We start from the raw sequence: 23,315 nt of genomic DNA on the forward strand, positions 1-23,315 counted from the left end.
AACTAAATGCCACATAAATGGTGTGTTAGCTTGTAATCTGCACACGAATTATTGTGTGCGGGACTATAAGTTACTTATAATTATAGTCTTGTTTTCCTTAAATTTTAGTTTAATGTAATTTTTCATATACTCTACCAATCATCCCTGATTCATTGTCATCAAGGGCAAATTCAATGGATGTCTTAAGCCACACCGGCTGTTTGCAATATCATATGTTTTACCTTTGAATGTGACTCCGTATATTGAATCCAGTTTTTGAAGGCATCTGTAAGAGGGATTTCACCACCCACTCCAGATTCTGTTTCGTTGATCTTATCAATAGATATCTGGTGTTAGGACATACCGGGCTATTATTGCAAGGTTTGACGGAGTCTTTTCCCTTGGTGGTTTTTCCACCAGTTCATTGATTTTTTAGATGTCCTTTTCAACTTCACTCCTTTAATGATTCCATATCTTTCAACTTTTTCTATGCGAACCTCCTCAGGGGAAATCGCTGAAGCATTGTACTTATTGTAAATATCAATCAGCTGCCGGGTGCAGGAGTTTAGTGATGGTGTCTTCAAGAAAAACGGCAAAAGGCTCTCTGGACACATGTTTTTCAGCACAGCGAATCGCATCGTCCCAATCATTCTCTCTTTTTGTCTGATATGAAGATATCTGCTAGGTCTTTATTTTTTCTGTTGTGTTACATAAATTCCTAAATCGTATAATTTTCAAGGGAGGAGGTTGGTTTGTCATTAATGGTAACATTTCAGGTGATTGTGTTAAAATAATTTTGTTCCAAAACATGCTAAAGATTAGTCATAATTAAAATCCATTAAATAAAACTCAAATTCAGATTTTTTTAATAGATTGAATGTGTTATTTGTAATTATTTTAGTTGGTACCGTTGGATTTTCTTTAAAATCCTTAATAAAACCTGCAATATAAACGATGTTGCGTTCATGGAGAATGTGTCTGAATTCATTTTTTGTTATTGGTATTTTATTTTTATTTTTATTTTTTAAACTGTCATAATATGAATTTATTTTTTCGTCAGTGGTTAATAATTTGTTTTTCAAATAATAATATGACCCTTCGATTTGTCCATACACATCTCTACATCCTCCATAATCAAATTTATTTTTAAGACAAATCAGAAATAGTTTATTCTCAGTTTCATCATAAATCATTAAATCAGTTATTTCAAGATAATCCGGCTTTAATGTATGTCCCACAATGATGTCATCATCCTTTTCAAAGGAATTATTGTAATTATTTTCGTTTTTCTTTGTAATTTTATCCCAATTTGTTAATAATTGAGGATATTTCTTTTGTAAAAATTCTGAAATGCGTCTGGAATTATTGTAAATCTCTTGAAATTTATTGGTAATTAGTTCGTTAAATGTATAACTTAGATAAAACCATTTTCCATCTAGTAAAAAGTAATCTTTTCGTGTTTTTGAATCATATAATCTGCAATCTAGGCAATTCAATAGGGCACTGTTTAATGTTTCTTCTCCATTTTGAGAGGTGTTGATTATTGTATTTTTAAATAATGCATTTAAGGATTCTTTATTAAATAATTCATTTTCATTTAAATAATTTTCAATAGTTTTCCACTGAATGGGGTCATCATCTTCTAAATTTAAATTAAGTTCATCACATCTAATCAAATAGAAGTCATTATTTAAATAGTTAACAATTTGTTCTCCAACAATTTCGATATCATAATTGCTGTTGGTGTCATCTAAAATAGAAGAGATTAATAGTTCCAACAATTCACTTGGTTTGTGATTTTCAGCACCAGACACCTCTATAAATGAATTCAACTCAAAATTTGGACGATTTTCATTAACAGAATCCAACCAATCAAAAACATACTCCAAATTTTCAAAGGTCAATGATTTTTCAACAAAAACAAAATCCTTATTTGTAAATCTGATGTGTTCCAAATCATCATTGAAATGTTCATTGTCAATCAAACCCAATTCTGTTAAAATTTTAGCATCCAAAACCAATCCTAATTCTTTATAAAGGTTTGTAAAATCAGATTCAACATTCAAGCTAGTTGCCCTTCTGTTGACTCGGTGATTGTATATCTGATTGTCATATAAACGGTTTTCGATGATGTTTCTCACAACACTATCGGTATTGTTGATTAATTTTGGGATTAGATTCAGACCATAATTTTTTTCATAATATCCTTTAAGGTGATGGTATCCCTGTCCTCCGGATATTGCATAGACTGTCTTATTTGAAGATTCCTTTAAAAGTACGTAGGACATATTATTGTTTTTTTGATATTTCTTTTTAAGAGATTCAGTCATTAGTTCATGGATGCATTTAATCCATGATGGGTCGCTTTCATTGCTGTAGATGATTCCTTTGTAACTATTTTTATTAATAGTGTCAAAATTGATTTCTTTTTCTCTCAATTTATTTTTTATATCATCTATTATGCCATCAATACTATACTCTTCTTTTATCATGTAGATTTTAAATTTATTTGTTGGTTTTTTTGACATTTTATCATAATTTCTTTTAATTATAAACTCTTTTTATAAATCTATTTTATTTGAAGTTTTAAATGGTTTTTGAGAGAGTATTCCTTCAAGATAATCATCATTTAATAAATTCAGAATCTTTTTGACATCTTCAAATTCATCTAAATGAAGTTCTCCATTTGATCTGTTAAACTTGATATTTTCACTTTTTTCTTCAATTTTTCGTATATTCTCTTCAGTTAAATAGTTGAAATTCTCATTATTCAGTATCATATATAATTTTTTCAAGCTTCTCTGATTGTTTTCAATTTTTGAAAATAACTTTTTAACATCTAATTTTACTGATTTGTCCTGCCTACTTTCAAATTTATCTAATTTATCTTTGATCTCTCTTCTAAATTTTTCTTCAAAACCGAATATTTGCTCAAAATAATAATTATGAAATATGTACATTATGGGATTATCATCATCTAATGAACAAATACAATCAATTTTATTTTCTAAAGGTAATAATGGTTTATCAAATTTTTTAATGTTTTCTTCAAGTATCAAATTCATTTTTTCATTTTCCAAAAATGTTTTATTACGTATTTTTTGGAATGATAATATTCTATTTTCACCATTGTCCATTAAAATAGCAATAATCCATAAGCTATGTCGTTTATCTAATTTTGTTTCAGAGTATATAATTGGATCTCTTTCGATATCATCTATAAATTTAGATAATCTGCTTAATTCACCACATTCAATTTTTTGAACAATATATTTATCATTAATAAGCGGATTATAATCAATTGGATCTTCTGTTTCTTCATTAGTAATATAATCGTGAATTTGACTATGTATTGCAGTTTTAAACTCTGAAAGCATTTCTAGATCAGTAATTTTTGTTGAAAATATTTCATATTCAATCTTACCTTTTGCTTTTGAAAAAAGATATAAATTCACATGTTTTGGTTTTATATTATATACTTTTTCTAAAATATTATTCATTATCATCACTTACCATATATACCTTTGAACTAAGTTGCATGACTCCAATTTTTTTACCAAGTCTTCTGTTAACATCAATTTTTGATATTAATAATAAATTAGTATTTTTTGAGTAAATTTTATAAAAATTATATCCTAAAAATATAAATAACGGATTTATATATAAAATCTCTGAATTAATATAAATCATGAAAATAATTATAAATATTACAATGCAGCATAAAAATTCTTCAGTACTACTAATTGAAACGAATGAAAAAAAGTAGGGTACTAAATAAGTTAATATTATGTCATTTTTCTCATCAATTCTATTCACAACAAAAAACTTTTCAGTTTCTGATTTTGAATTGTTGATAATCTTTTTGAAATTATAGATTAATAGGATTATAACTATTAAAATTATAATTGGAATAATTGGAAGTGGAATGGTTAACTTTAAATAAGGCATATTAATATTATAAATAAATTTTAAAAAATATTTAATGCCCATAATTATAAATAACGGAATATATGCACTTAAAAACAATATAAACTTTGCTAAATCAATTTTTTTTAATATTGTTATGCGATTTAAAGCCATATACTTTAAATTATATTTTTAATTTAATATAAAATATTGTATTTATTGTCAACCCTGTTAATTTAAGAAATTTTTGTGAAATTAATTTTTTTATTCACCTCTTCTTTGAGTTGGAGGGAATTTGTTATTTGGATCTTTGGCTGTTCTGTCAGGATTCCTATCATTTACTCTATTTTTTTCAACTAAGTTCGATTGTGCGGTATTCAATATTCGTTTTACAGCATTTTCTCTTTCCTTAGGGTCATCCGATAATAAGTCTGGCATGTCTAATTTGATTAATCCGAATAAGACATTGAGATTTGTTTTATATTCGTGTTTTAGGTTTTTATTTTTTTGTTTTTCTTGTACTTTTTGGTCTGCATCGAGTTTCATTGCCATGAGGTAATTAAACATGAATATGTTGGCGTAGAAGTCTTGTTGTATGATTTTTTCGTTATATCCGCTGAAGTTTTCTATGTGTATTATGTTTTTTAATCTGTCGAAATTGGTTTCTATTTTCCATCTTTTGTTATATAATTCTTTTAAATCGGAGGTAGTGAATTTATCGAAGGGTAAATTGCTTGCTAGTATTTCTGTGTATTTTTTTCCTGTTTTTGTTGTTAGTTCTATTTCTGTTATTCTTATTTCTGTATTTCTTTTTTCTTGTGCTTGTTTCTTTAATTCTTTATTATGAAAGTTTTGTGTTCTTGTTGTATTTATGGTGATGTTTATAGTTTCATCATTTGTTTTCATGTATTTTCGTTCTTTTTTGAAGTCATCTGCTTTTAATCGTATTAGGAAATATGAATTGATGCTTTTATGTTTGAGCATTAGTTCAAGGGCGTCGTATCCTCTGTCGTAGGTTGTGATGGTGTTGGTCATGTCGATTCTTTGGTTTAAGTTGTCTAAATGTTGCATTGCGAGTTCTACTTCGCCTATTTTTTTGCTGTTAGTTATTGTGGCCGTTAATATGAAATCTGTTTGTGTATCTGCAATGCAGGATGCTCTAAATCTTATTAATTCCTTTCGCAATCTATTGAAATGTGGATTATTTAATTCTTTTAGTTGTTTTTCTGTGTATCCAATATTTGGTGCATCACAGATGCTAGTATCGCCTGCAAGTATTGAATATCCCCTATAAAGGCCAGGTCGTTCTGAATCGTTGTAAATTCCATCAATAAAGTCTTCATTCATATCCACATAACAAACATGGTCGAGTAATTTTCTTCTTTGAGAAATGTTAGATTTGCTTAATGTCATATTTTTATCCTTTTTTTCTTTTATAATAAAATTTATAGCTTCAATTGCAGTTGTTCGGCCACAATCATAGAAAGGATACTTGATTATACTTTCCAGATTAGTTTTTCGATTTCGAACAAAATGATTTTTTCCATCATCAATTATATATTTTCGATCAACATATTTATTTAAGTTTACCCAAGTTTCATCACAATATTCCATGAAATTAATCATCAAAAACAACCCCTAAATCCAGAAATTCAAAACAAAAAATATTGAATAACTCTATATAAAAATATAATTTAATAATATTTAATATTAACTATTAAAAATACTTAAAATTAGATATAAAATACTTAAAATAATTATATAAAGTATTAAAATAATCATAGTTAATTTTAAGTAAAATAAAGGATTTTACTTGAAAAATATCTAAAAAAACTGAAAAATAAGAAAAAATTAATAACAAAAAAGAGAACCCAAATATAAAAAATAAAGGCGATAATACCATATAATATCAAATAAAAAATTATAAATTGAAAAATAAAGAAATAAATCAATATAATTAAAAATTCATTAACTAGTTTCTTAAATTAACAGGGTTGAGTTAGTACTCCAATATTTATTATAATAATATGTATATCAATATTAAAATCATGAAAACTCAGTTGGATCTTAATTTTTTTGGTTGTAGTGAAGGTTAATGAACTAAAAAGTGGTTTTTTCCAGACAAATTAATTATTATTTCAAATGCTCTTGAAAATCATAAACAATATTCTTTATTTTTTAGTTTTAATAATCATTATTTAATAATTAAATTAAATAAGGATTAATTATGGTTGTTATAATTTTTTGAGAAAAATTTGAATTGAACAAATTAATTACTAGATTATAAAGTTTTTCTTTAAAAAATTTTTAATCTTTATATGCATGAATTAATCCTGCATCTTCAAATTTATCATATGATGTAGGCTTAAGTATTATATTAAATCCTTGCTTTTTTAACTTTTCAATGAGTAATTTATGATCTATTCCAGTATGTATGGAATGATGTTCAAAAATTATATCTTTAAAATTTGATAAGTCGGTATTTAATATTATATTAAATTCACATCCTTCACAATCCATTTTTAAAATATCTGGTTTAATCTGATTTTTAGTTAAGATATCTTCAAGAGTAATAACTTCTACTTCATAATGATCTTTTTCAGTTCTAAATTGTGAAGTAGAGTTCATATCATCAATTGAGATGGTACCAATCTTATCAGAAACTCCATAATTAAAGAAATGTAATTTCTCATTTAAATCGGGATTTATTTTTTTTAATTCAAGTGAGTATTCATAATTTTTTTTCACAGGTTCGAATCCATAAACACTAGCCCCTTGATTTGCAAAGAAAAGTGCTGTGTCTCCAACATAAGAACCTATATCAATTACAACTCTATTTTTATAATTAATATTGAATGAACTATAGGATTCGCCCATATAGTATTCATAGAATGGTGTTTCATCAATTAATTGTTTTTCTTTTCTAAAATTAAAAATGTTCACTCCTGCCCAAGGAATAATATCTTTTGAGGAGCATAAATCTGTAATAAATAATGCAAATTCATCTACTTTATTTTTATTTATTTTAGGTATTAAACTCATAATTTTATCTAATGTAGATGTATCATTAATTAAATGTTCCTGAGTTGAATTTTTAAATTTAACATTAACTTCTTTTTTTAAATTAAATTTAAATAATAAACATTGTATTGGATTTTCTAAATAATTAAAATAATCTAATAAATAATCTATTTTTTTTACCATATTTTCACCATATTAATGTATGTGTGGGGTTCATTAAATTTTTTATAATATAATATATATGTTTATTTCATTTAAATTTTAATATTTTTAAAACTTGGAACTGTTATTTTCTTATGTCTTGATTTCTTTTTTTATAGTAAGTTACGAAACTTTTTTAAATAATAAATTATAAATATTTATTCATGGTAGGAAGAAAACAAATTCACTTAAAAAAGCATTTGAGTAAAAATGAAATAGAAAAATTACTTAAAGAATACAAATATTATCATAAAATTTATTTAAGACTTTTATTTATTCGTATGCTTGATAAAGGAGAAGACATGAATACTGTTTGTGAATTTTTCAATATAACAGTTCCAACAGGTTATAATTGGTTAAATGCATATAATGAAGAAGGATTTGAAGGTTTAAAACCAAAATTTGCTGGAGGAAGACCCTCTAAATTAACTTCTCAACAATTTTTAAAATTAAAAAATATGCTTGATATTAAAATCGATGCAGGTGAGAAATTATCTAGAAAAGATGTTCATATGTTAATTATTGAAGAATTTGGAGTACATTATAGTTTAAAAAGAGTAGGTGAGATAATTAGAGAACTTGGATTCAATTATAATAAAGCATATCCCTTTCTTTACAAAACAACCTGAAAATGCTGAAGAAATTTTAAAAGATAGATTAGAAGTTATTAATTAAACTAAAAATGAAAAAATTATATTTTTTGATGGATCTGCTATTCAAAATGAGCCAAATTCATCAAAATCAGTATCTAAAAAAGGAAATAAGAATTTAGCTAAGAAAAATCCATATAAATTTAAAGTTAATGCATTGGGTTCTATTGCTTTAATAGGTAATTCTAGTTTGACTATTTCTGAAACATCAAAAGCCCATGATATAGCAAGAGCTTTTATTGATATTAAGATAGCAAATAGTGAAATACCTATTTTAAAATCATTATTAAATAAAGTTTTGTTGGATTCTGATTTGTCTCCAGATCAAATTCAACAAAAGATTTCAGAAAAAAATTCAACAAAAGAAGATTTTATAAATAAAATAATGAAAAATATTAATGATGATGAATTAACAACTGTTGAATTAGCTTTAAAATTAGAAAAACAAAGCAAAAAAGAAAATTTGGATAATCAAAGAAGAATAGATTCAACTAAACGACAAGTTATCTTAGAAAATATTAATAAAGAAGAAATTAAGAAATATTCTTATTTAGAACCAAAAATTAACATTATTTTAGACAATTATAGTGTTCATAAAGCCCAATTAGTTAAAAAAATATGTGAAATTTTGAACATGAATTTAATTTATTTGCCTCCATATTCTCCGCAATTTAATCCTATAGAACAAGTATGGAGAACCTGTAAAATAGAAATAAAAAGAAAATATTATTATTCAAAGGAAAAATTAGAAAAATTTTTTGTCAAAACATATTTTAAAGTAGTTAATGAAGGTAATTTCTTTAATTGGTGGGAAAAAACATTTTTAAAAAAAGTTTTGTAATTTACTATAATCTAATTATTCTTTATGCATTAATGCACTTTAAAGTATTTATATTGGTATATAAGTCATTTTTAATATCTTAACTATTGTATTACTCTTATTAGGGAGTGTAAAAAATTTAACTGATAGATTTTCAGTTTTCTCCCAAAACATTTCTTTTTGTCCAATTTAAGTTGTTTAATCAAATTTGTCTTGTGCTCCTTTGTATGTTCTGAAGATTCTTTTTATTTTTCCAGGGAAAGTTACTCTGAATAATAATTCTGCTAAATTGTTTGTACTTGGAATTTTTCTGTTTTTTGTGTGATTCAAGGTTATTTCAAGTTTTTTAGAAAGTTTTCTCATGAAATCTTGGATTATTTCAGGCATTTCATCGAATTTTTCATTTAATTTGTTGAATCTATTCATAGCAGTCTTAATAGTTTTGGATTTAAATATTTTTGATATTTTTTCCTTGTATTCTAGGTATTCTTTGACTTCATTCTTGATTTGTTTTAATTTGAATTTATTTCTGTCATTTTCCATTTTAAGCTTTTTTCGTTGGTTTTGATTTTTTATTAATTTTTTCTCTGTTTTCTTTGGTCTTCCTATTTTTGGTGGCATTTTGCTTTTTAATTGTTCTATTTTTTCTGTAGTTTTTTCTATTTGCTCTTTGAGTGATTTTATGATTCTGTTTCGTTTATTTATGTGTTTTTGTAAAGGTAGCATTAATCCTTGCATTATGTGGAATGTGCAGGTGTGGTGTTTTGCTCCAATTTCTTCAATTATTTCTGGATAAGCACCATAGCCATCGGTAATTATTGTGTTTAGTTTTAATCCTTTAAATGATTCTTTAAAGTATTTTTTAATGGTTTCTTTGGTGAATTCTTCTCTCCTTATGATTTGATCATTGATTATTAATCGAGTATGAGAATCAATAATTGTCATTCACACGTAAATTTCTTTATTAATCTTTATAAACTCTCCATCATAATTATAAAAACCACTTGGTTTAATATTTAACTTTTTAATTAATTTATTGACTCTTTTTTCTTCTTTATCTAAGTATTGGTCTATTAAATCAGATTGAGAAATGTATGATGTTTGTCTACTCATTTTGACATCATAAATTAAATTTATATAATTTGCTTTGTTTTCATAAGATGAATATGTTATTGTGCTGAAATCTAAGCTTAATTTCTTTATTTCTAGTGTGTAATTGCAGTATTTACTGATAAATGTTTCTAATGAGGTTGTTTTGTAATATTTATGGTGTTTGCAGGAGTATTTTTGTTTATATATTGTTTTGTTCTTGTTTAAAATAAACTTCTGCAATCCATTTTTATTTAATGGTTGTTCACAAATTGGGCAAATTGGATTTAACTCATAATAAATTATTTTATATGATTTTTGAAGTATTTCCTCTGCAATGGAAATGAAATTCGGAGAAACAGCAGTGTTCAAATACAAATTCTCACCTTCACAAAAAAGGAAAGAATTAAATAAATTGTCATCCATAAAATTAATTACGGGTTTGTTTTTTTGTTGCATATATAATAATAAGCCCGTATTCCTATTTAAACCTATCTAAACTATTATTTTTAGGATTAAAAACTTATTAGATTATATTAAAGTACTAAATTTGATATTCATCAGATGATACAAATTTAACAAGGGATTATGTCCTTTTTATTAAATTAACAATATCTCCTTTAAAATTGAGATCAAGTTTCAAAACCTTCTTTTAAAATTAATGCAAAACTAAGCAAATGCTATGAAAATTATTATTTGTTTTTTATTTTGAAAAATTAGTTCAATTAGTTTTAAATAAATGAAATAAATATAGTAACAATTTATATACGATGGATAAGAGTTACACTATCAGTTAAATTTTTTACACTCCCCTTATTATTTTTAAATTTATTATTCATGGTTTTTAAATTATTTTTATTATATTTCAAGAAATTTAAGATATTTTTTATATTCGGAAAAAAGTATTTACTTAAGTAGTCAGAAAAATGGTATAGAATCATGTTTCATTTCTTTTTTTTAAATGATTTTGTTGTTTATTGTTTCATCAATAGATTGTTTAAACTAATTGTATGGATTTTTTATTATATTCTTAAAATTCTTCTTTAACTCATTTTTTAACTTATTTTGAATAATATTTTCTTTTTTTAAAAGCACAAAACAATCTCTCAAGAGCTAACAAATTGAAAGTCTCAAAATCGCATGTTTTTTAATCATCAAGGATTTTTAAAAGATTTTCCGGTATATTTTTCTTAATGTTTTTGAATGATATATAATTCTTAATAAATGTAAATATAAATATGCTAATTCATATTTTTCTTTTAATATGAAAATATTTAAAATATTAATTGAAGGTGTATTTACATGGTTAAAATTCACATAAATTTCAAATTCCCTCATTTTTTTTAAAAAATTTATAACATCTTTCTTTGGAGATTTCACCAAATTTAATGCATATAATCTGATTAAAGAACAAATAATATGGCCTTTGAAGATATATGCTAAATCTAAATCATATTTTTTAATTTTTTCTAAAATTTTTAAGTAAACGTTATGGATTTCATTTAAATTACTTAAAGTAATATTGCTAGTAATTGAGTCGGTATATGCATGATGAATATATCCATAGAAATTTTTCAAATAAACTGCTTTTTTGGAATAAAGTCTAAATATTGCTTTGAAATAAATATCTTCTGCATAATACGTTTCTAAAAAATAAATTTTATTTTGATTAATAATATCTTTTCTAAATAAACAATGGGTGGAAAGATGATCATTTAAGTAAAAAATATTTTCATTTATAAAACTTATTTTATTTTCAAAATTTTCATGAGATTTTGAATCATCATATTCTAAATCTATTTTTGAAGTATTAATATTATCAATGCGTAAAACTCCACAAGATACTAAATCTGCATTTTCAATTATTGCATTTGAATAAAGTTTTTCACACATTTCTTGATCATATTCATCATCAGAGTCTAAAAATAATACATATTCTCCAGATGCATTTTCAAGGCATTTGTTTTTTCCAAATCCTGGCCCTTTATTTTCAGTTCCAAAGAAGGATATAATATTTTTGTATTTTTCTGAGTATTTTTTTAGTATTTTTTTAGTATTGTCTGTGGATGCATCATCATATAATAATAATTCAATATTATTAAATCCCATATTTTGATTGATGATAGAGTTTATTGCTCTTTGAATAGTGTCTTCGGCATTATAACATGGAATTATTATACTTACTTTATAATTCAATTTATCACCTAAATTTTTATTAAAGATTTTTTTATAACTTTTTTTTATTTTAATAGATTTTGTAAGATTTTATATTTTTGTAATGGGTCACTTAATTTTTCTAAAAATTCTTATTTCTTTTTTTAATAAGTTATTTATTTATTAAGAATAATATTAGTTTCTATTAACTATTTTGGAAATGAAAAAATTTACTTATAAAATAATTTTTATTTATTATTATGGTTGTTATTATTTGGTTATAATATCATTTAGGGGCCTGAATTTTTTAGTTTTCAGATAGTTGTTGTATGGCTGTTTTCGAGTAAAACCCTTGTGATACAATTAGGACTCCTAAAAATACATTTAAATATACTGTTTTTGTTACAGATTTCGGTGTATATTTGTGTATTTCTCTCATGTTGAGTCCTTGTTTGAGTAATTTAAAAAAGTCTTCTATTTTTCCTCGAATTGGTTTGAATTTCTTCCAATCATCTAATTTTTTAAATAACTCTATTTTAAGGTTGTTATAAAATTGTTTTTGTGCTAATATTTTCTTTGTTTTGTTAAATACTTGTAATGGGTAAGATAATTGGTCGTTAAGCTTTGTTTTATTGAAATTGTCTTTTGGAAAAATAAAAGGAACTATTTTATATTTGCTAATTCCTAATTGATAGTTTTTATAACTGTAATAACCTTTATCTAAAATTATGGTGTCTCCTTTTCGTATGATTCGTCTTTTTTGTAGGTTTTCCATTATTTCATCGAAAAGTTTTGCATCATTTGGTGCTCCAGAATGAATTAAAATAGAAACAGGATTCATACTATCGTAATCAATGATTACTGTGGCTTTAAATCCAATATAAAATCCTTTAGAAGATGAATAACTCCATTTTAAATTTAATGTTTTGAGATGTTCTTTTGTCTTTTTATTTCTGTTAAAATTAAAATCCAAGTCAACTGGCGTTGCATCAACAATAAATGTCTTTTTTCCTCTTCTTTTAACCTTATTTTGATGATTTAATACTCTATTTAATGCTTTTAAAAGGTTTTCAGGATTTTGTTGTGAAAAAATTTTGTAAACTTGATTTGCAGTTAAAATTTCAGAAATTTTAAAGTAATCACGTAGTTCTTTTTTAGATTCAAGTTCATTTAAAATAAATGAAATATCTAATCCAAAGAACATGCTTATAAATATGATTTTAAATGCAAATATTTGTTTATTTAAGTTTTTAAATCCATATGATGCTAAAATTTCCAAAGATTTTCTAGAATCAATAATTTTAAATATTTTCTTTAACAAAGTATAATTTGGGTCTTTAATATCTAAATTTAATCTGTGTTTCATGTTTATCTCCAAATAAATATATGTAACACATAATACTTAAATTTAACGATATTATAGTACCCTTTTTAAAAATTAAGAATTATTCAAATGTATTTTTAGAAACCAAAACTAATCATTATAAAATATTAAAAAAATAAGAAAAATTAAGCGGAATTTATATCAGAAAAATTCAGACCCCTATTTATATTTGATGTTTAATGCTTCTTCCATTCCATGAAGTGCTATATTTGCCAATAATGGAGAAATGATGCCTCCTTGCGGAGTTCCAGTTCTAGTTTCATAGAATATATTATTTTCTAAATATCCTGCTTCTAACCATTTCTTAATCAACTTTTTAAGCGGAAAATTACCTAATTTGTTCAAGATATGTTGATGATTTAAAGTATCAAAACATGACTTGTCGGATAAGTCGGGAGGATTACTCCCCTCTTCTCTCCTAAGAACCTATCGTGTACCTTTCGATACAATAGGCTCAAGTATGCATTTATCCAGTAAAATAAGAGTATCTTCTATCGCGCATATCAAAATAATCGGTTTTATCCTTATCGTAAGGACTATAATCATGTTTTATCATAATATGTCGCCTAATAGGAGTCCATTTCATTTTAATTAGATAATCACCAGTCAATGGATCAGTCAAAATCCAATTGCCAGTATATCTACCGTTATTGAAATAAGGGAAATATCTTTGTTTAATCCACTTTTTACCTTTGTTTCCATGTAGTCTTCGCAAGAACTTATATATTTTATTCCAAATATAATCATCCATAGCACAGAATACTTTCTTTGAAACAACATGTCTCCAATAATTAGCAGTACCTCGAATGACTGGATTCAGTCGCCTTATTAAAACTCCCACATTATTTCCATAACAAGATTTACATATATCATCAATTTTCATTTAAACTTATTTATACTATCCTTAGAAGGTTTATTTAAGCATAATAAACCGTCTTTGGTTTTATATTGTCTAAAATTGAAACCTAAGAAATTGAATCCTTCGGAAATATGTTTAATGAATGTTTTATCCTCAGCTAAAACCAAACCTCTTTCGTCAAGATAAGGTTGTAAGATGCTTTCGACTTTCAGTATATCTTCTTTAGATTGTGCAAAAATCAAAAAATCATCGGCATACCTTACCATACGGTATTTGCCCCTAGAAGCATATGTTATTCCTCTTTTATTTTCATATCTAGCGTATGATATATCTAATATTTCTTCCATACCATGTAGTGCAATATTTGCAAGTAATGGTCTGATAAGGACAAGGAATTTCTTTCTTGACCTCTCATCAGAACCGTACAAGTGCCATTAAGCACATACGGCTCAAGCACACATTTATCTTCGGCTAAATTGATTTTTACTATGGGTTTCAAAATATTCAGTTTTACTAACATCATAAGGACTATAATTGAATTTAATCAAATTCCACCTCCTAATTGGTATACTGGACATTTTAAATAATTGGTTTTTATCATTAGGACCCACAAGAGCCCATTTACCAATAAAATTTCCTTCATCATCATATTGTGGAAAATATTTCTTAATTATCCATTTGATACCTTTATTAGGATGCAGTCTTTTGAGAAATTTGAATAATTTTATCCAAATATAATGGTCAATTTTGCTATATGTTTCTTTGGCTACTGAAGTTCTCCAAAAATAACCAATACCCTTAATTACAGGGTTTAACTTTTCGATAAGATAATCAACATTGTGCCCATGACACTTTTTGAATATATCCTTAATACGCTCTTTTGCTTTCTTAATACTTTCTTTTGAAGGTTTAATTAAGCATTTATAACGATTTTGTTTCTTATATAATCTACAATTGAAACCTAGAAAGTTAAATCCCTTATGGGTGTGTGTTATTCTGGTTTTGTCTTCTGCCAATTCCAGACCTCTTTCGTCTAGATATGGTTCCAATAGGTTTCTTACCTCTTCTATTTCTTCTTTTGTTTTAGAGAATATGACAAAATCATCAGCATACTTAACAACACGATAATTACCATTTGTTCGATAAGTTATACGCTTTTCACCGTTTTGATTATAATTCTCCTCTTTATAAGATATATTGAGGCATTCTTCAAGTCCCGTTAGTGCAATATTTGCTAATAAAGGCGACAGCAATCCACCTTGAGGAGTACCCTTCTCTGTTTCATTAAAAACATTGTTATCTAAATAACCTGCCTTTAATATTCTTTCTGCTACTCCTTTTAAGGGGAAACCTCTTAATTGTTTTAAGATAAAATCATGAGATAAATTATCAAAACAACCTTTAAAGTCACTTTCAAATACCCAACACCATTTATTGTGACTTATATTTTTGTGTATGCGTTCAATTGCATCGAATACACCTCTTTTTGGTCTGAAACCGTATGATATTGGTTCAAATCTTGCTTCCATTTGTGGCTCGAGAGTAATTCTAATTACTTCCTGATAAATTCTATCAACAATATTAGGAATACTTAATGGTCTTTCTTTACCATTTTTCTTCGGGATATAAATTCTACGAGTAGGACTTGGATTATACTTATAAATATCCTTTTTAATTAGTCTGTCAACTAATTCTCCTTTTTCTTTGCTAGTTTTAGCAATGAACCCGTCAGGACCAGGAGTATTTCTTCCTTTATTAATTTCAGTAACTCTACGAACAGCCAATAACAAAACTGCCTTACTATTTGCTAATAATCTTTGAATATTTCTCACTTTTCGTTTATCATTTTTAACCTCAGCTCCATATATCCGCTTTTGCTGTTTATCTACATACCTTTCAATTCTATTCCAATTAATAGAATCCCAGTCGGTAGTGTCTGATGATACGGACACACAAATATTATTATTTGCGGAATTTCTCAAGTTAATCACCCTCCTTTTGATAATAATGCAAAAGAACATTAAAATTTTCGTCTACATTGAAGTTGTCTACCTTCCGAAAGTGGGCAGTGTTTCCACTCCATACCTAAAAGTTATTTTTTTTTAGGCTTTTACTGGTATCCGTCATGGTTTATATGCTCATTATTATTCCCATTGTCTTTCGACTATTGACGGCATTATGCTTTCTTCGGAATCCTTTACCTGCTACACATATGTATATCATTCACAATCAACCTACCCCAGATTTTTTTTAGGGAGTGTATCAGGCTTACCATGTTGATCTGTTATCAGAAACGCCAAGAGGACGCTCCAACCTCTACACCGGCAAATATTATGGGTTGTGACTAGATAAATATTTTCCCAGTATTTATCTCCTAATTTGCGATACAGTAATAGTTACAATAATATTGTAAACCTTGTACTCCACTTACTGTTGGACTTAACGATGCTTACAGTTGTTCACACGATGTTGAGCGTTTCAAGGCTTCCCCTAGCCTGTAAATTTCAGAGTACTTGAAATTTACTTGGACATTCTATCATGCAACCTCGTAACCAATCACTTAGTTAAGAGTTTCAAGGGGGGAAATTCCATCACAACTAGAATTGAAATCTAAATATTATTAGTTTCACTATTAGAATGAGCAACAGACCCATCATGTCGCACGAGAAAGTAATCCTCCTTGAGGAGTTCCTTCAAGAGTATTATGAAATACACCATTATCAACATATCCAGCTTCCAAAAATCTTTTAACAAGATTATAATTAGGAAATCCTTTGATTTGTTTAAGTATGAAATCATGATTAAGTGTATCAAAGCAAGAGCGAAAATCTCCTTCGTACACCCAACACCATTTATTCCATTTGATATTATAGTGTATTCTTCTCGCAGCATCGTGTGTACTTCTTTTGGGACGAAATCCATAACTTGTAGGTTCAAATTTCGCTTCCCATTCGGGTTCTAATGCCATACGAATTATCTCCTGATAAATACGGTCTTTAATAGTGGGAATACCCAAAGACCTTAATTTACCGTTCTTTTTAGGAATGTATTTTCGATACGCAGGTTTAGGTTTATGTAATTTCATTTTCTCCTTTTTGAGCATGTCAAATAGTTTACCACGAGCACGGTCACTTGTAGCTTTAAAACCATCAATGCCAGGAGTTGATTTTCCTTTATTTTCTTTAGTAACTCTATTAATTGCTTTTAACAAAGCGGAATTACTTCTCATCAATTGTCTTTGTAAATCACGGACTTTTTTCTTATCATTATCTTTACTAGCACGATATATTCGTTTTTGTAAACTATCTACATGCCGATTGACTTTGTACCATTTAATACTTTTCCAATCGGTTGCATCTGGTTTCGCGGGCTCACAAATGTTATCATTTGGAGTTAATCTCATTATTGGTCACCATCCTTTAATAGTTTTATACAAATACGCATTATATACACGTTGCATACCATTCAAAAGTCAGCCAGGTTATCCCTGCCACCCACAATGGAGTGATATCCATTCACAGTTACATATCTTCATTTCTTCCTGCTACCTTTCGGTTAATAACGGCATTTGCTTTCTTTGAAATCCTCTACCCCCTAAGGAATTAAACATCATTCACAATCCGTTTACCCGACCTTAATCGGGACCTCGTGGGGTTTACCAAGTTTATCTCCAATCAGATACGAATAAGGGACGATTCGGACTATACACCGACAGACATATGAGTTGTGCAATATAAATATGACTTCAATATTTATTTCCAGTCTGCAAGACAATAGTAGTCATCCTAACTAATAGGAAAACATCGTATTCCACCTATTGTTCGAAGTTACGACGCTTACATCCGTTCACCATAAAGTTTAATCGTTCTTATCCTTCCCCTAGCCTTCAGAATTCGAATACTAAATTCTGATTAGACATACAATCATGCAACCTCCTAATCAATTACTCAATTAAGAGTTTCAAGGGGGGGAAATCCCAACACAACAGGGATTGAAAATCCATTTTAATGAATTTTCACTGCTTAAAATGAAGAAAGAGATACTTCTTGTCGCACAAAATCTCCTTCAAAGACCCAACACCATTTATTGCCTTTTATATTAAGGAAAATGCGTTCTATAGCATCATATACTCCTCTTTTGGCCTAAAGCCATAAGATGTAGGTTCAAACCGTGCTTCCATTTGTGGTTCAAGGATAATTCTAATTATCTCTTGATAAATTCTGTCAGTAATTGAAGGAATACTTAACGGTCTCTTTTTGCCGTTTTTCTTCGGTATATAAATCCTACGTGTAGGACTAGGAATATAATTATAAATATTCTTCTTAGACAATCTATCTACTAATTCACCCTTTTCCTTGCTGGTTTTAGCAAGAAATCCATCAGGACCAGGTGTATTTCGCCCTTTATTAATTTCAGTAACTCTACGAACCGCTAATAACAAAACGGCCCTACTGTTTGTTAACATTCTTTGAATATTTCTTACTTTTCGTTTATCTTTATTAACCTCAGCTTCATATATCCGCTTTTGCTGTTTATCTACATACTTTTCGACACTATACCAATTAATAGTGTCCCAGTCAGTAATGTCAGATGATACGGACACACAAATATTATTTGTGGTATTTCTCAAGTTAATCACCTTCCTTTGGATAATAATGCAAAAGAACATTTTCTTTCGTCTACATTGAAGTTGTTCACCTTTCGAAAGTAGGCAGTGTTTCCACTCCATACCTAACTTGCATTTATTAGGTTTTACAGGTATCCGTCATGGTTTATATGCTCATTATTATTCCCATTGTCTTTCGACATCGACGGCATTTGCTTTCTTCGAAATCCTCTACCTGCTACACATATGTATCTCATTCACAATCAACCTACCCCCTATTGGGGGGGGAGTGTATCAGGCTTACCATGTTGATCTGTCATCAGATACGCCAAGAGGACGCTCCAACCTTTACACCGGCAAATATTATGGGTTGTGATTAGATAAATATAAAGACAGTATTTATCTCCTGAATTTGCAATACAGTAATAGTTAAAATGTAGATTTTAACAGTGTACTCCACTTACTGCTGCGAGTGACGATGCTTACAGTTGTTCACATAATGTTGAGCGTTTCAAGGCTTCCTCTAGCCCGTGGTTTTCAGAGTACTTGAATTCCACTTAGACATTCTATCATGCAACCTCGTAACCAATCACTCGGTTAAGAGTTTCAAGGGAGGAAATCCCATCACAACTAGGATTGAAAACTATAAATTAATAGTATTTCACTGATTTAAATGAGCAACAGACCCATCATGTCGCACGTCTTTCTCTCGCCCTCTGTTATTTGGAAGTTAATAACAAGATTAGGCTTTACCTATCATGCAATCCACCCCACTGTTGCCAGTGACGCAGTTTCAATGGAGAATAACACGCACAACAGTGTTATCAGTCAATAAAGACTGCACTAACATATATCTTAAGAACTAAGACATATAACAAATTATTGATTCTATCTCGTCGCACTTTCTAAACGTGCTTTCACAAGGTTCGATGCCTCTTGTGAAAATTCTTAAAAATAAATTGGACTTGCATGCCATAACAATATCGGCATATTTATAGTCTTTTTGTTTAAAACAATACAATACTATGCCTAATAGTAATAATCTTGGATAATGTCTGTTTCCATTATCTTTGAAGTCTTATTCTAGTTCTTTTACAATATCCATTACTCCTGGTGAGAATATCAAATCCAGAATAATGTAAATTAATCGAACATCATTTCGATTTTCCTTTCATAAATCTTGATAAATTGTATTTTTATCAAATCCATCAATCTCTTTGGCTTTACTAACCATAAATTTACACCTAATTATTTTATTTAAGGATATTGCTTAAAATTAACTAATAATAACTAAAATAACCTTAAATAAACTTTTACTAACTAAAAGTTATTAAAAGATTTTTTAAAGAAATCTCCACTAATAATCTAAATCAATCATGGAAAACTTATTGATAGTAAAATAACGATTAAAGTATATTAAAGTTATTAAAAGTTAATTTAACAATATTATAATTAATAATATGTAAATTGAAGTATAAAAATATATGTATTTGTGGAATTCAATATTTTATTGAGTGTCAAATTGAGATTTCCCTGGTTTTTATGCAAATAAAATTGACTCATCAAATAGGAGGTGGTGAGTTGAGAAAAAGTTAATCTCTAAAAAAGTTTTTGATTAAACTAAGACTTAAATTTGTCATTGATTTTCATTATTATTTGTCTTAATTATCTTTGTTCTAAAAATTGGAGTCTATATAGTTTTAGATTATGTTGGGAATGGTTGTTATTGAGTATTTTTTCTGATTTTTTGGTGATTTTTGTATAAAAAAATAATGCTTTAACAGTTTAAATTTCAATAAAACTTAATCAATATGCTTAGAATAAAAAATTAAGATCAATCATTCAGATTAAGCAATATTGATTTTCCTCTCACTGATTTAAATAGAGTAAAGAGACAGTTAACTGTCGCACAACCCCTAGCTCGTCGCATGTAACCGAAATAGTTATGTCCACTTTCAGTGCAAATGGATTTAAAATCACAATCCCTGCTGCAAGGATTGCAATAATGATTATAAGTAAAATCATGATTATTTTATTGTGATTCATAATTTATTAACTATTTTTATTATTATTGAATTTACGATAAATATTCTTTATTAAGATGTTATTATAAAATAAAGAATATAAATTACTGATAAATATAGCTTTTTTGAAATCTTTCTTTAAAATTAAATTATTTAAAATAGATATTTCTTTTCTTGGAATTTGAATATCCAAATCTTTTTCAAAATCATAAATCTTTAAAATCGCTTCTTTTTTCTCTTTTTTATCTAAATTAGAAAAAATTAAAAGTAAACTACCAATATTTTCCGCTAAAAAAACATTAATTGATAAATTTACATTATCTAATAATTCATATGTATATTCCATACCTTTTAAAAAATTATTAAATTTTTCCAAATCATGACCATGAATGGCTGTTTTTTTATCTTCAAAAGTATTGTAAATATATAAATAATTTTTAGGTAAAATAGAAACTTTTTTAGAATTAATTAAACATTTAAAATAAAAATATGTATCTTCACACAAAGAATCATCAGGAAATGAAATATTATTATTTATAATTAAATTTTTTTTGAAAATTTTGCCCCATGGTGCTACTAAATGATTATATGATAGTTTATCGAATTTTTCTTGACTTTCCAAAGGATTGAATGAAATTAACTGTTCATTGGTTGGAAATAAATTTGCTTTAACCATATCCCCATCAAGGTTAATGTAATGGCTAGATATTACAAAATCTGAATTTTCTTCTTTTATTGTGTCATATAATATTTCAAATGCGTTTTTTTGATAAGTATCATCAGAATCAAGGAATATAATATAATCCGAAGTTGCATAATCAATACCCAATGATCTAGGTTTACCCGGAAGGCCAGAATTTTGCTTTAATTCTATTAATTTAATATTATCATATTTTTCCACATATTGATTAATAATCTCTTTTGATAAATCTGTTGACGCATCATCGACCAATATCAGTTCAATATAATCAAAACCAAAAGTTTGATTAATTATCGAATCAATTGCAAATGAAATATCATTTTCAGCATTATAAACAGGAATTATTACAGAAATTTTATAGTTAATGATTATACACCACACTAATAACTTTAATTATAATTAATATTTGACAAATAATAAATTAGTTTGTCTGTTAATGAATAAATTTGTTTCGATGCAATACGGCAAGAAAAAAATAATTTGAAAATTCTCGCAAAACATCAACTCTGCACAGTTCATTAAATACAAAACTTGATGATAAAAAATCTTTAAATTTTTTATTATTTTATGTTGATTAATGGTTTTTTATATTGGTATTATAGTTCACGACACTAAAAATTATAAAAATTCATAGGAACTTCCAGAGCCAATTTTTCCAATAACTTTCATTATTAATTACTTGTTTAAATTCATTTTCAAAGATAAATTTTAGTTGTTCCATGCAGGTTATAAATTTTCTTGAAATTTTAGCTTTTATTGTTCTCCAAACTTGTTCTATTGGATTATATTTTGGAGAATATGGTGGTAAATGGATTAAATCCATGTTTAAAATGTTGCATAATTCTCTGAAAACAGTAGCATGATGGACACTATAATTATCTAAGATTACTGCTATTAGTATTTCCATTATTAACTGGTGTTGTAAGTTTTTATCCATAAAATATGATAATAACATTGCTTTTTGAAGATTTTCGAGTACCTGGTCGGATTTAGTTTTGAAATTTAAAGGATTTTTTACAAGTCTTTCGAAAAATTTCTTGAAAGTATTACTTTTCTCAGATAATATTTCTAACGCTAATAATAGTTTTTCATAGTTTTTTTTCATCATTAACCGTATTTAAAATATTTTTTTAACTCTAAATTTTTATTATTCATTATTTTTCCTAATTTAGATTTTAATTCTTCATTTTCAATATTTTGAATAGTGATGGTTATCATAAATTTCATCATTTCAAAGGTTTTTGTATTATCTAAGAATGATACGAAAGATTTTCCATTTATTGCTTGTACACCTAGTGCATTTAAGGATAATCTTGTTGTTGGTTGTATTTTAATGTTTTTAGTGCCTTTTTTATTATAACATCTTTGACTGTTATCTTGATTTTGACAATATGTTTGATCTAAAAACACGACAGTGAAATTTTCTAAATCTAAATGTCGGGTGTTTTTTTTAACTGTTCTTCAGCATCTTTTGGCATTTTAGCATATATTTTATAAGGTTTAGTGTAAGTATAGTCCAATTTCTTCATTATGCGCTCAATACTTCTTAAACTATATTTAACGCCAAATAATGTTTCAATTATATGTTTTACTTCTTTTGCAGTTTTTAAATTATTTTCTTGAATCGCTTTGTCTAAAATTAAAAATTGTTCTTCTGTTAGTTTAGATTGACCTTTAGAACCTTTTTTTCTTTTTAATGCTTCCATACCACCATTATTCCATTGTTTAATCCAATTATATGCAGTTCCTTGACTAATCCCATGTTTATTAATAATGTCATTTATTGGTTCATCATGCAAAACATCCAAAATTACATATAATTTATTTAAAACTCGTGTATCATTCTCTAACTTTTTAATTTCCGTTTGAATCTCGGAAATAATCCCAGGATATTCTTCAATTAATGTTTGATTAGACATGAT

19 protein-coding genes and 1 pseudogene are annotated in these 23,315 nt (G+C 26.9%); 2 read left to right on the forward strand and 18 right to left on the reverse strand.

The window, feature by feature from the left end:
- Positions 1-797 precede the first annotated feature (797 nt).
- The 4 genes from SM9_RS07335 to SM9_RS07355 form a co-directional block, all read right to left on the reverse strand.
- Complete coding sequence (locus SM9_RS07335) at positions 798-2,507, reverse strand: DUF6119 family protein (protein ID WP_058739521.1); 1,710 nt, start codon at positions 2,505-2,507, stop codon at positions 798-800.
- A 33-nt stretch (positions 2,508-2,540) separates the two neighbouring features.
- Complete coding sequence (locus tag SM9_RS07340) at positions 2,541-3,479, reverse strand: Kiwa anti-phage protein KwaB-like domain-containing protein (protein ID WP_058739522.1); 939 nt, start codon at positions 3,477-3,479, stop codon at positions 2,541-2,543.
- A 670-nt stretch (positions 3,480-4,149) separates the two neighbouring features.
- Positions 4,150-5,511 (reverse strand): transposase, encoded by a 1,362-nt coding sequence (locus SM9_RS07350; RefSeq protein ID WP_058739524.1) that lies wholly within the window; start codon positions 5,509-5,511, stop codon positions 4,150-4,152.
- 681 nt (positions 5,512-6,192) lie between these two features.
- Positions 6,193-7,089: an FkbM family methyltransferase gene (locus SM9_RS07355; RefSeq protein ID WP_058739525.1), complete on the reverse strand. Its 897-nt coding sequence runs from the start codon at positions 7,087-7,089 to the stop codon at positions 6,193-6,195.
- A 182-nt stretch (positions 7,090-7,271) separates the two neighbouring features.
- Here SM9_RS07355 and SM9_RS07360 point away from each other — a divergent pair, with 182 nt between their 5' ends.
- Together SM9_RS07360 and SM9_RS07365 are read left to right on the forward strand one after the other, a co-directional pair.
- Entirely contained in the window at positions 7,272-7,736 is a 465-nt protein-coding gene (locus SM9_RS07360) for a helix-turn-helix domain-containing protein (RefSeq protein ID WP_058739526.1), read from the forward strand.
- A 178-nt stretch (positions 7,737-7,914) separates the two neighbouring features.
- Entirely contained in the window at positions 7,915-8,598 is a 684-nt protein-coding gene (locus SM9_RS07365) for a transposase (protein ID WP_157064707.1), read from the forward strand.
- A gap of 177 nt (positions 8,599-8,775) precedes the next feature.
- Here SM9_RS07365 and SM9_RS07370 read toward each other — a convergent pair whose 3' ends face one another.
- The 14 genes and pseudogenes from SM9_RS07370 to SM9_RS07435 all read right to left on the reverse strand — a co-directional run bounded on the left by SM9_RS07370 (position 8,776) and on the right by SM9_RS07435 (position 23,312).
- A complete protein-coding gene (locus tag SM9_RS07370; protein ID WP_058739527.1) occupies positions 8,776-9,522 on the reverse strand; it encodes a BAR domain-containing protein in 747 nt (248 codons plus the stop codon).
- A complete protein-coding gene (locus SM9_RS07375) occupies positions 9,523-10,038 on the reverse strand; it encodes a hypothetical protein (RefSeq protein ID WP_157064708.1) in 516 nt (171 codons plus the stop codon). It abuts the gene before it with no gap.
- 792 nt (positions 10,039-10,830) lie between these two features.
- Positions 10,831-11,862: a glycosyltransferase family 2 protein gene (locus SM9_RS07380; protein ID WP_058739529.1), complete on the reverse strand. Its 1,032-nt coding sequence runs from the start codon at positions 11,860-11,862 to the stop codon at positions 10,831-10,833.
- Positions 11,863-12,127: 265 nt separating this feature from the next.
- On the reverse strand, positions 12,128-13,186 hold the full coding sequence (locus SM9_RS07385; RefSeq protein WP_058739530.1) for an IS5-like element ISMmi1 family transposase: 1,059 nt from the start codon (positions 13,184-13,186) through the stop codon (positions 12,128-12,130).
- 177 nt (positions 13,187-13,363) lie between these two features.
- A pseudogene (locus SM9_RS07390) lies at positions 13,364-13,573 on the reverse strand (reverse transcriptase domain-containing protein); the annotation flags it as partial.
- Between the two features lie 97 nt (positions 13,574-13,670).
- The gene (locus tag SM9_RS07395; protein WP_058739532.1) at positions 13,671-14,087 is read right to left on the reverse strand and encodes a group II intron maturase-specific domain-containing protein; all 417 of its coding nucleotides are present in this window, start codon (positions 14,085-14,087) and stop codon (positions 13,671-13,673) included.
- The gene (locus SM9_RS07400) at positions 14,084-14,491 is read right to left on the reverse strand and encodes a reverse transcriptase domain-containing protein (protein ID WP_058739533.1); all 408 of its coding nucleotides are present in this window, start codon (positions 14,489-14,491) and stop codon (positions 14,084-14,086) included. The genes SM9_RS07395 and SM9_RS07400 overlap by 4 nt, the downstream gene beginning before the upstream one ends.
- Before the next feature lie 33 nt (positions 14,492-14,524).
- Positions 14,525-16,045 carry a group II intron reverse transcriptase/maturase gene (gene ltrA, locus SM9_RS07405; protein ID WP_058739534.1) on the reverse strand — a complete coding sequence of 507 codons (1,521 nt, stop codon included), beginning with the start codon at positions 16,043-16,045 and terminating at the stop codon, positions 14,525-14,527.
- A gap of 671 nt (positions 16,046-16,716) precedes the next feature.
- Complete coding sequence (locus SM9_RS07410) at positions 16,717-17,466, reverse strand: reverse transcriptase N-terminal domain-containing protein (protein ID WP_058739535.1); 750 nt, start codon at positions 17,464-17,466, stop codon at positions 16,717-16,719.
- Positions 17,467-18,177: 711 nt separating this feature from the next.
- The gene (locus SM9_RS07415; protein ID WP_058739536.1) at positions 18,178-18,693 is read right to left on the reverse strand and encodes a reverse transcriptase N-terminal domain-containing protein; all 516 of its coding nucleotides are present in this window, start codon (positions 18,691-18,693) and stop codon (positions 18,178-18,180) included.
- Positions 18,694-20,721: 2,028 nt separating this feature from the next.
- Positions 20,722-21,774, reverse strand: a complete 1,053-nt coding sequence (locus SM9_RS07420) for a glycosyltransferase family 2 protein (RefSeq protein ID WP_232299107.1) — start codon at positions 21,772-21,774, stop codon at positions 20,722-20,724.
- Positions 21,775-22,021: 247 nt separating this feature from the next.
- A complete protein-coding gene (locus tag SM9_RS07425) occupies positions 22,022-22,498 on the reverse strand; it encodes a transposase (RefSeq protein WP_232299108.1) in 477 nt (158 codons plus the stop codon).
- A 2-nt stretch (positions 22,499-22,500) separates the two neighbouring features.
- Positions 22,501-22,803: a hypothetical protein gene (locus tag SM9_RS07430; protein ID WP_058739538.1), complete on the reverse strand. Its 303-nt coding sequence runs from the start codon at positions 22,801-22,803 to the stop codon at positions 22,501-22,503.
- Between the two features lie 20 nt (positions 22,804-22,823).
- On the reverse strand, positions 22,824-23,312 hold the full coding sequence (locus SM9_RS07435) for a helix-turn-helix domain-containing protein (protein WP_058739539.1): 489 nt from the start codon (positions 23,310-23,312) through the stop codon (positions 22,824-22,826).
- Between the last annotated feature and the right edge of the window lie 3 nt (positions 23,313-23,315).

It is taken from the genome of Methanobrevibacter millerae, assembly GCF_001477655.1.
Classification (GTDB): Archaea; Methanobacteriota; Methanobacteria; order Methanobacteriales; family Methanobacteriaceae; genus Methanocatella; species Methanocatella millerae_A.

Coding starts and splice junctions, on each gene's coding strand:
- SM9_RS07335 (WP_058739521.1), bottom strand. CDS start 2,507: ATGTCAAAAAAACCAACAAATAAATTTAAAATCTACATGATAAAAGAA.
- SM9_RS07340 (WP_058739522.1), bottom strand. CDS start 3,479: ATGAATAATATTTTAGAAAAAGTATATAATATAAAACCAAAACATGTG.
- SM9_RS07350 (WP_058739524.1), bottom strand. CDS start 5,511: ATGATTAATTTCATGGAATATTGTGATGAAACTTGGGTAAACTTAAAT.
- SM9_RS07355 (WP_058739525.1), bottom strand. CDS start 7,089: ATGGTAAAAAAAATAGATTATTTATTAGATTATTTTAATTATTTAGAA.
- SM9_RS07360 (WP_058739526.1), top strand. CDS start 7,272: ATGGTAGGAAGAAAACAAATTCACTTAAAAAAGCATTTGAGTAAAAAT.
- SM9_RS07370 (WP_058739527.1), bottom strand. CDS start 9,522: ATGACAATTATTGATTCTCATACTCGATTAATAATCAATGATCAAATC.
- SM9_RS07385 (WP_058739530.1), bottom strand. CDS start 13,186: ATGAAACACAGATTAAATTTAGATATTAAAGACCCAAATTATACTTTG.
- SM9_RS07395 (WP_058739532.1), bottom strand. CDS start 14,087: ATGAAAATTGATGATATATGTAAATCTTGTTATGGAAATAATGTGGGA.
- SM9_RS07410 (WP_058739535.1), bottom strand. CDS start 17,466: ATGAGATTAACTCCAAATGATAACATTTGTGAGCCCGCGAAACCAGAT.
- SM9_RS07425 (WP_232299108.1), bottom strand. CDS start 22,498: ATGAAAAAAAACTATGAAAAACTATTATTAGCGTTAGAAATATTATCT.
- SM9_RS07435 (WP_058739539.1), bottom strand. CDS start 23,312: ATGTCTAATCAAACATTAATTGAAGAATATCCTGGGATTATTTCCGAG.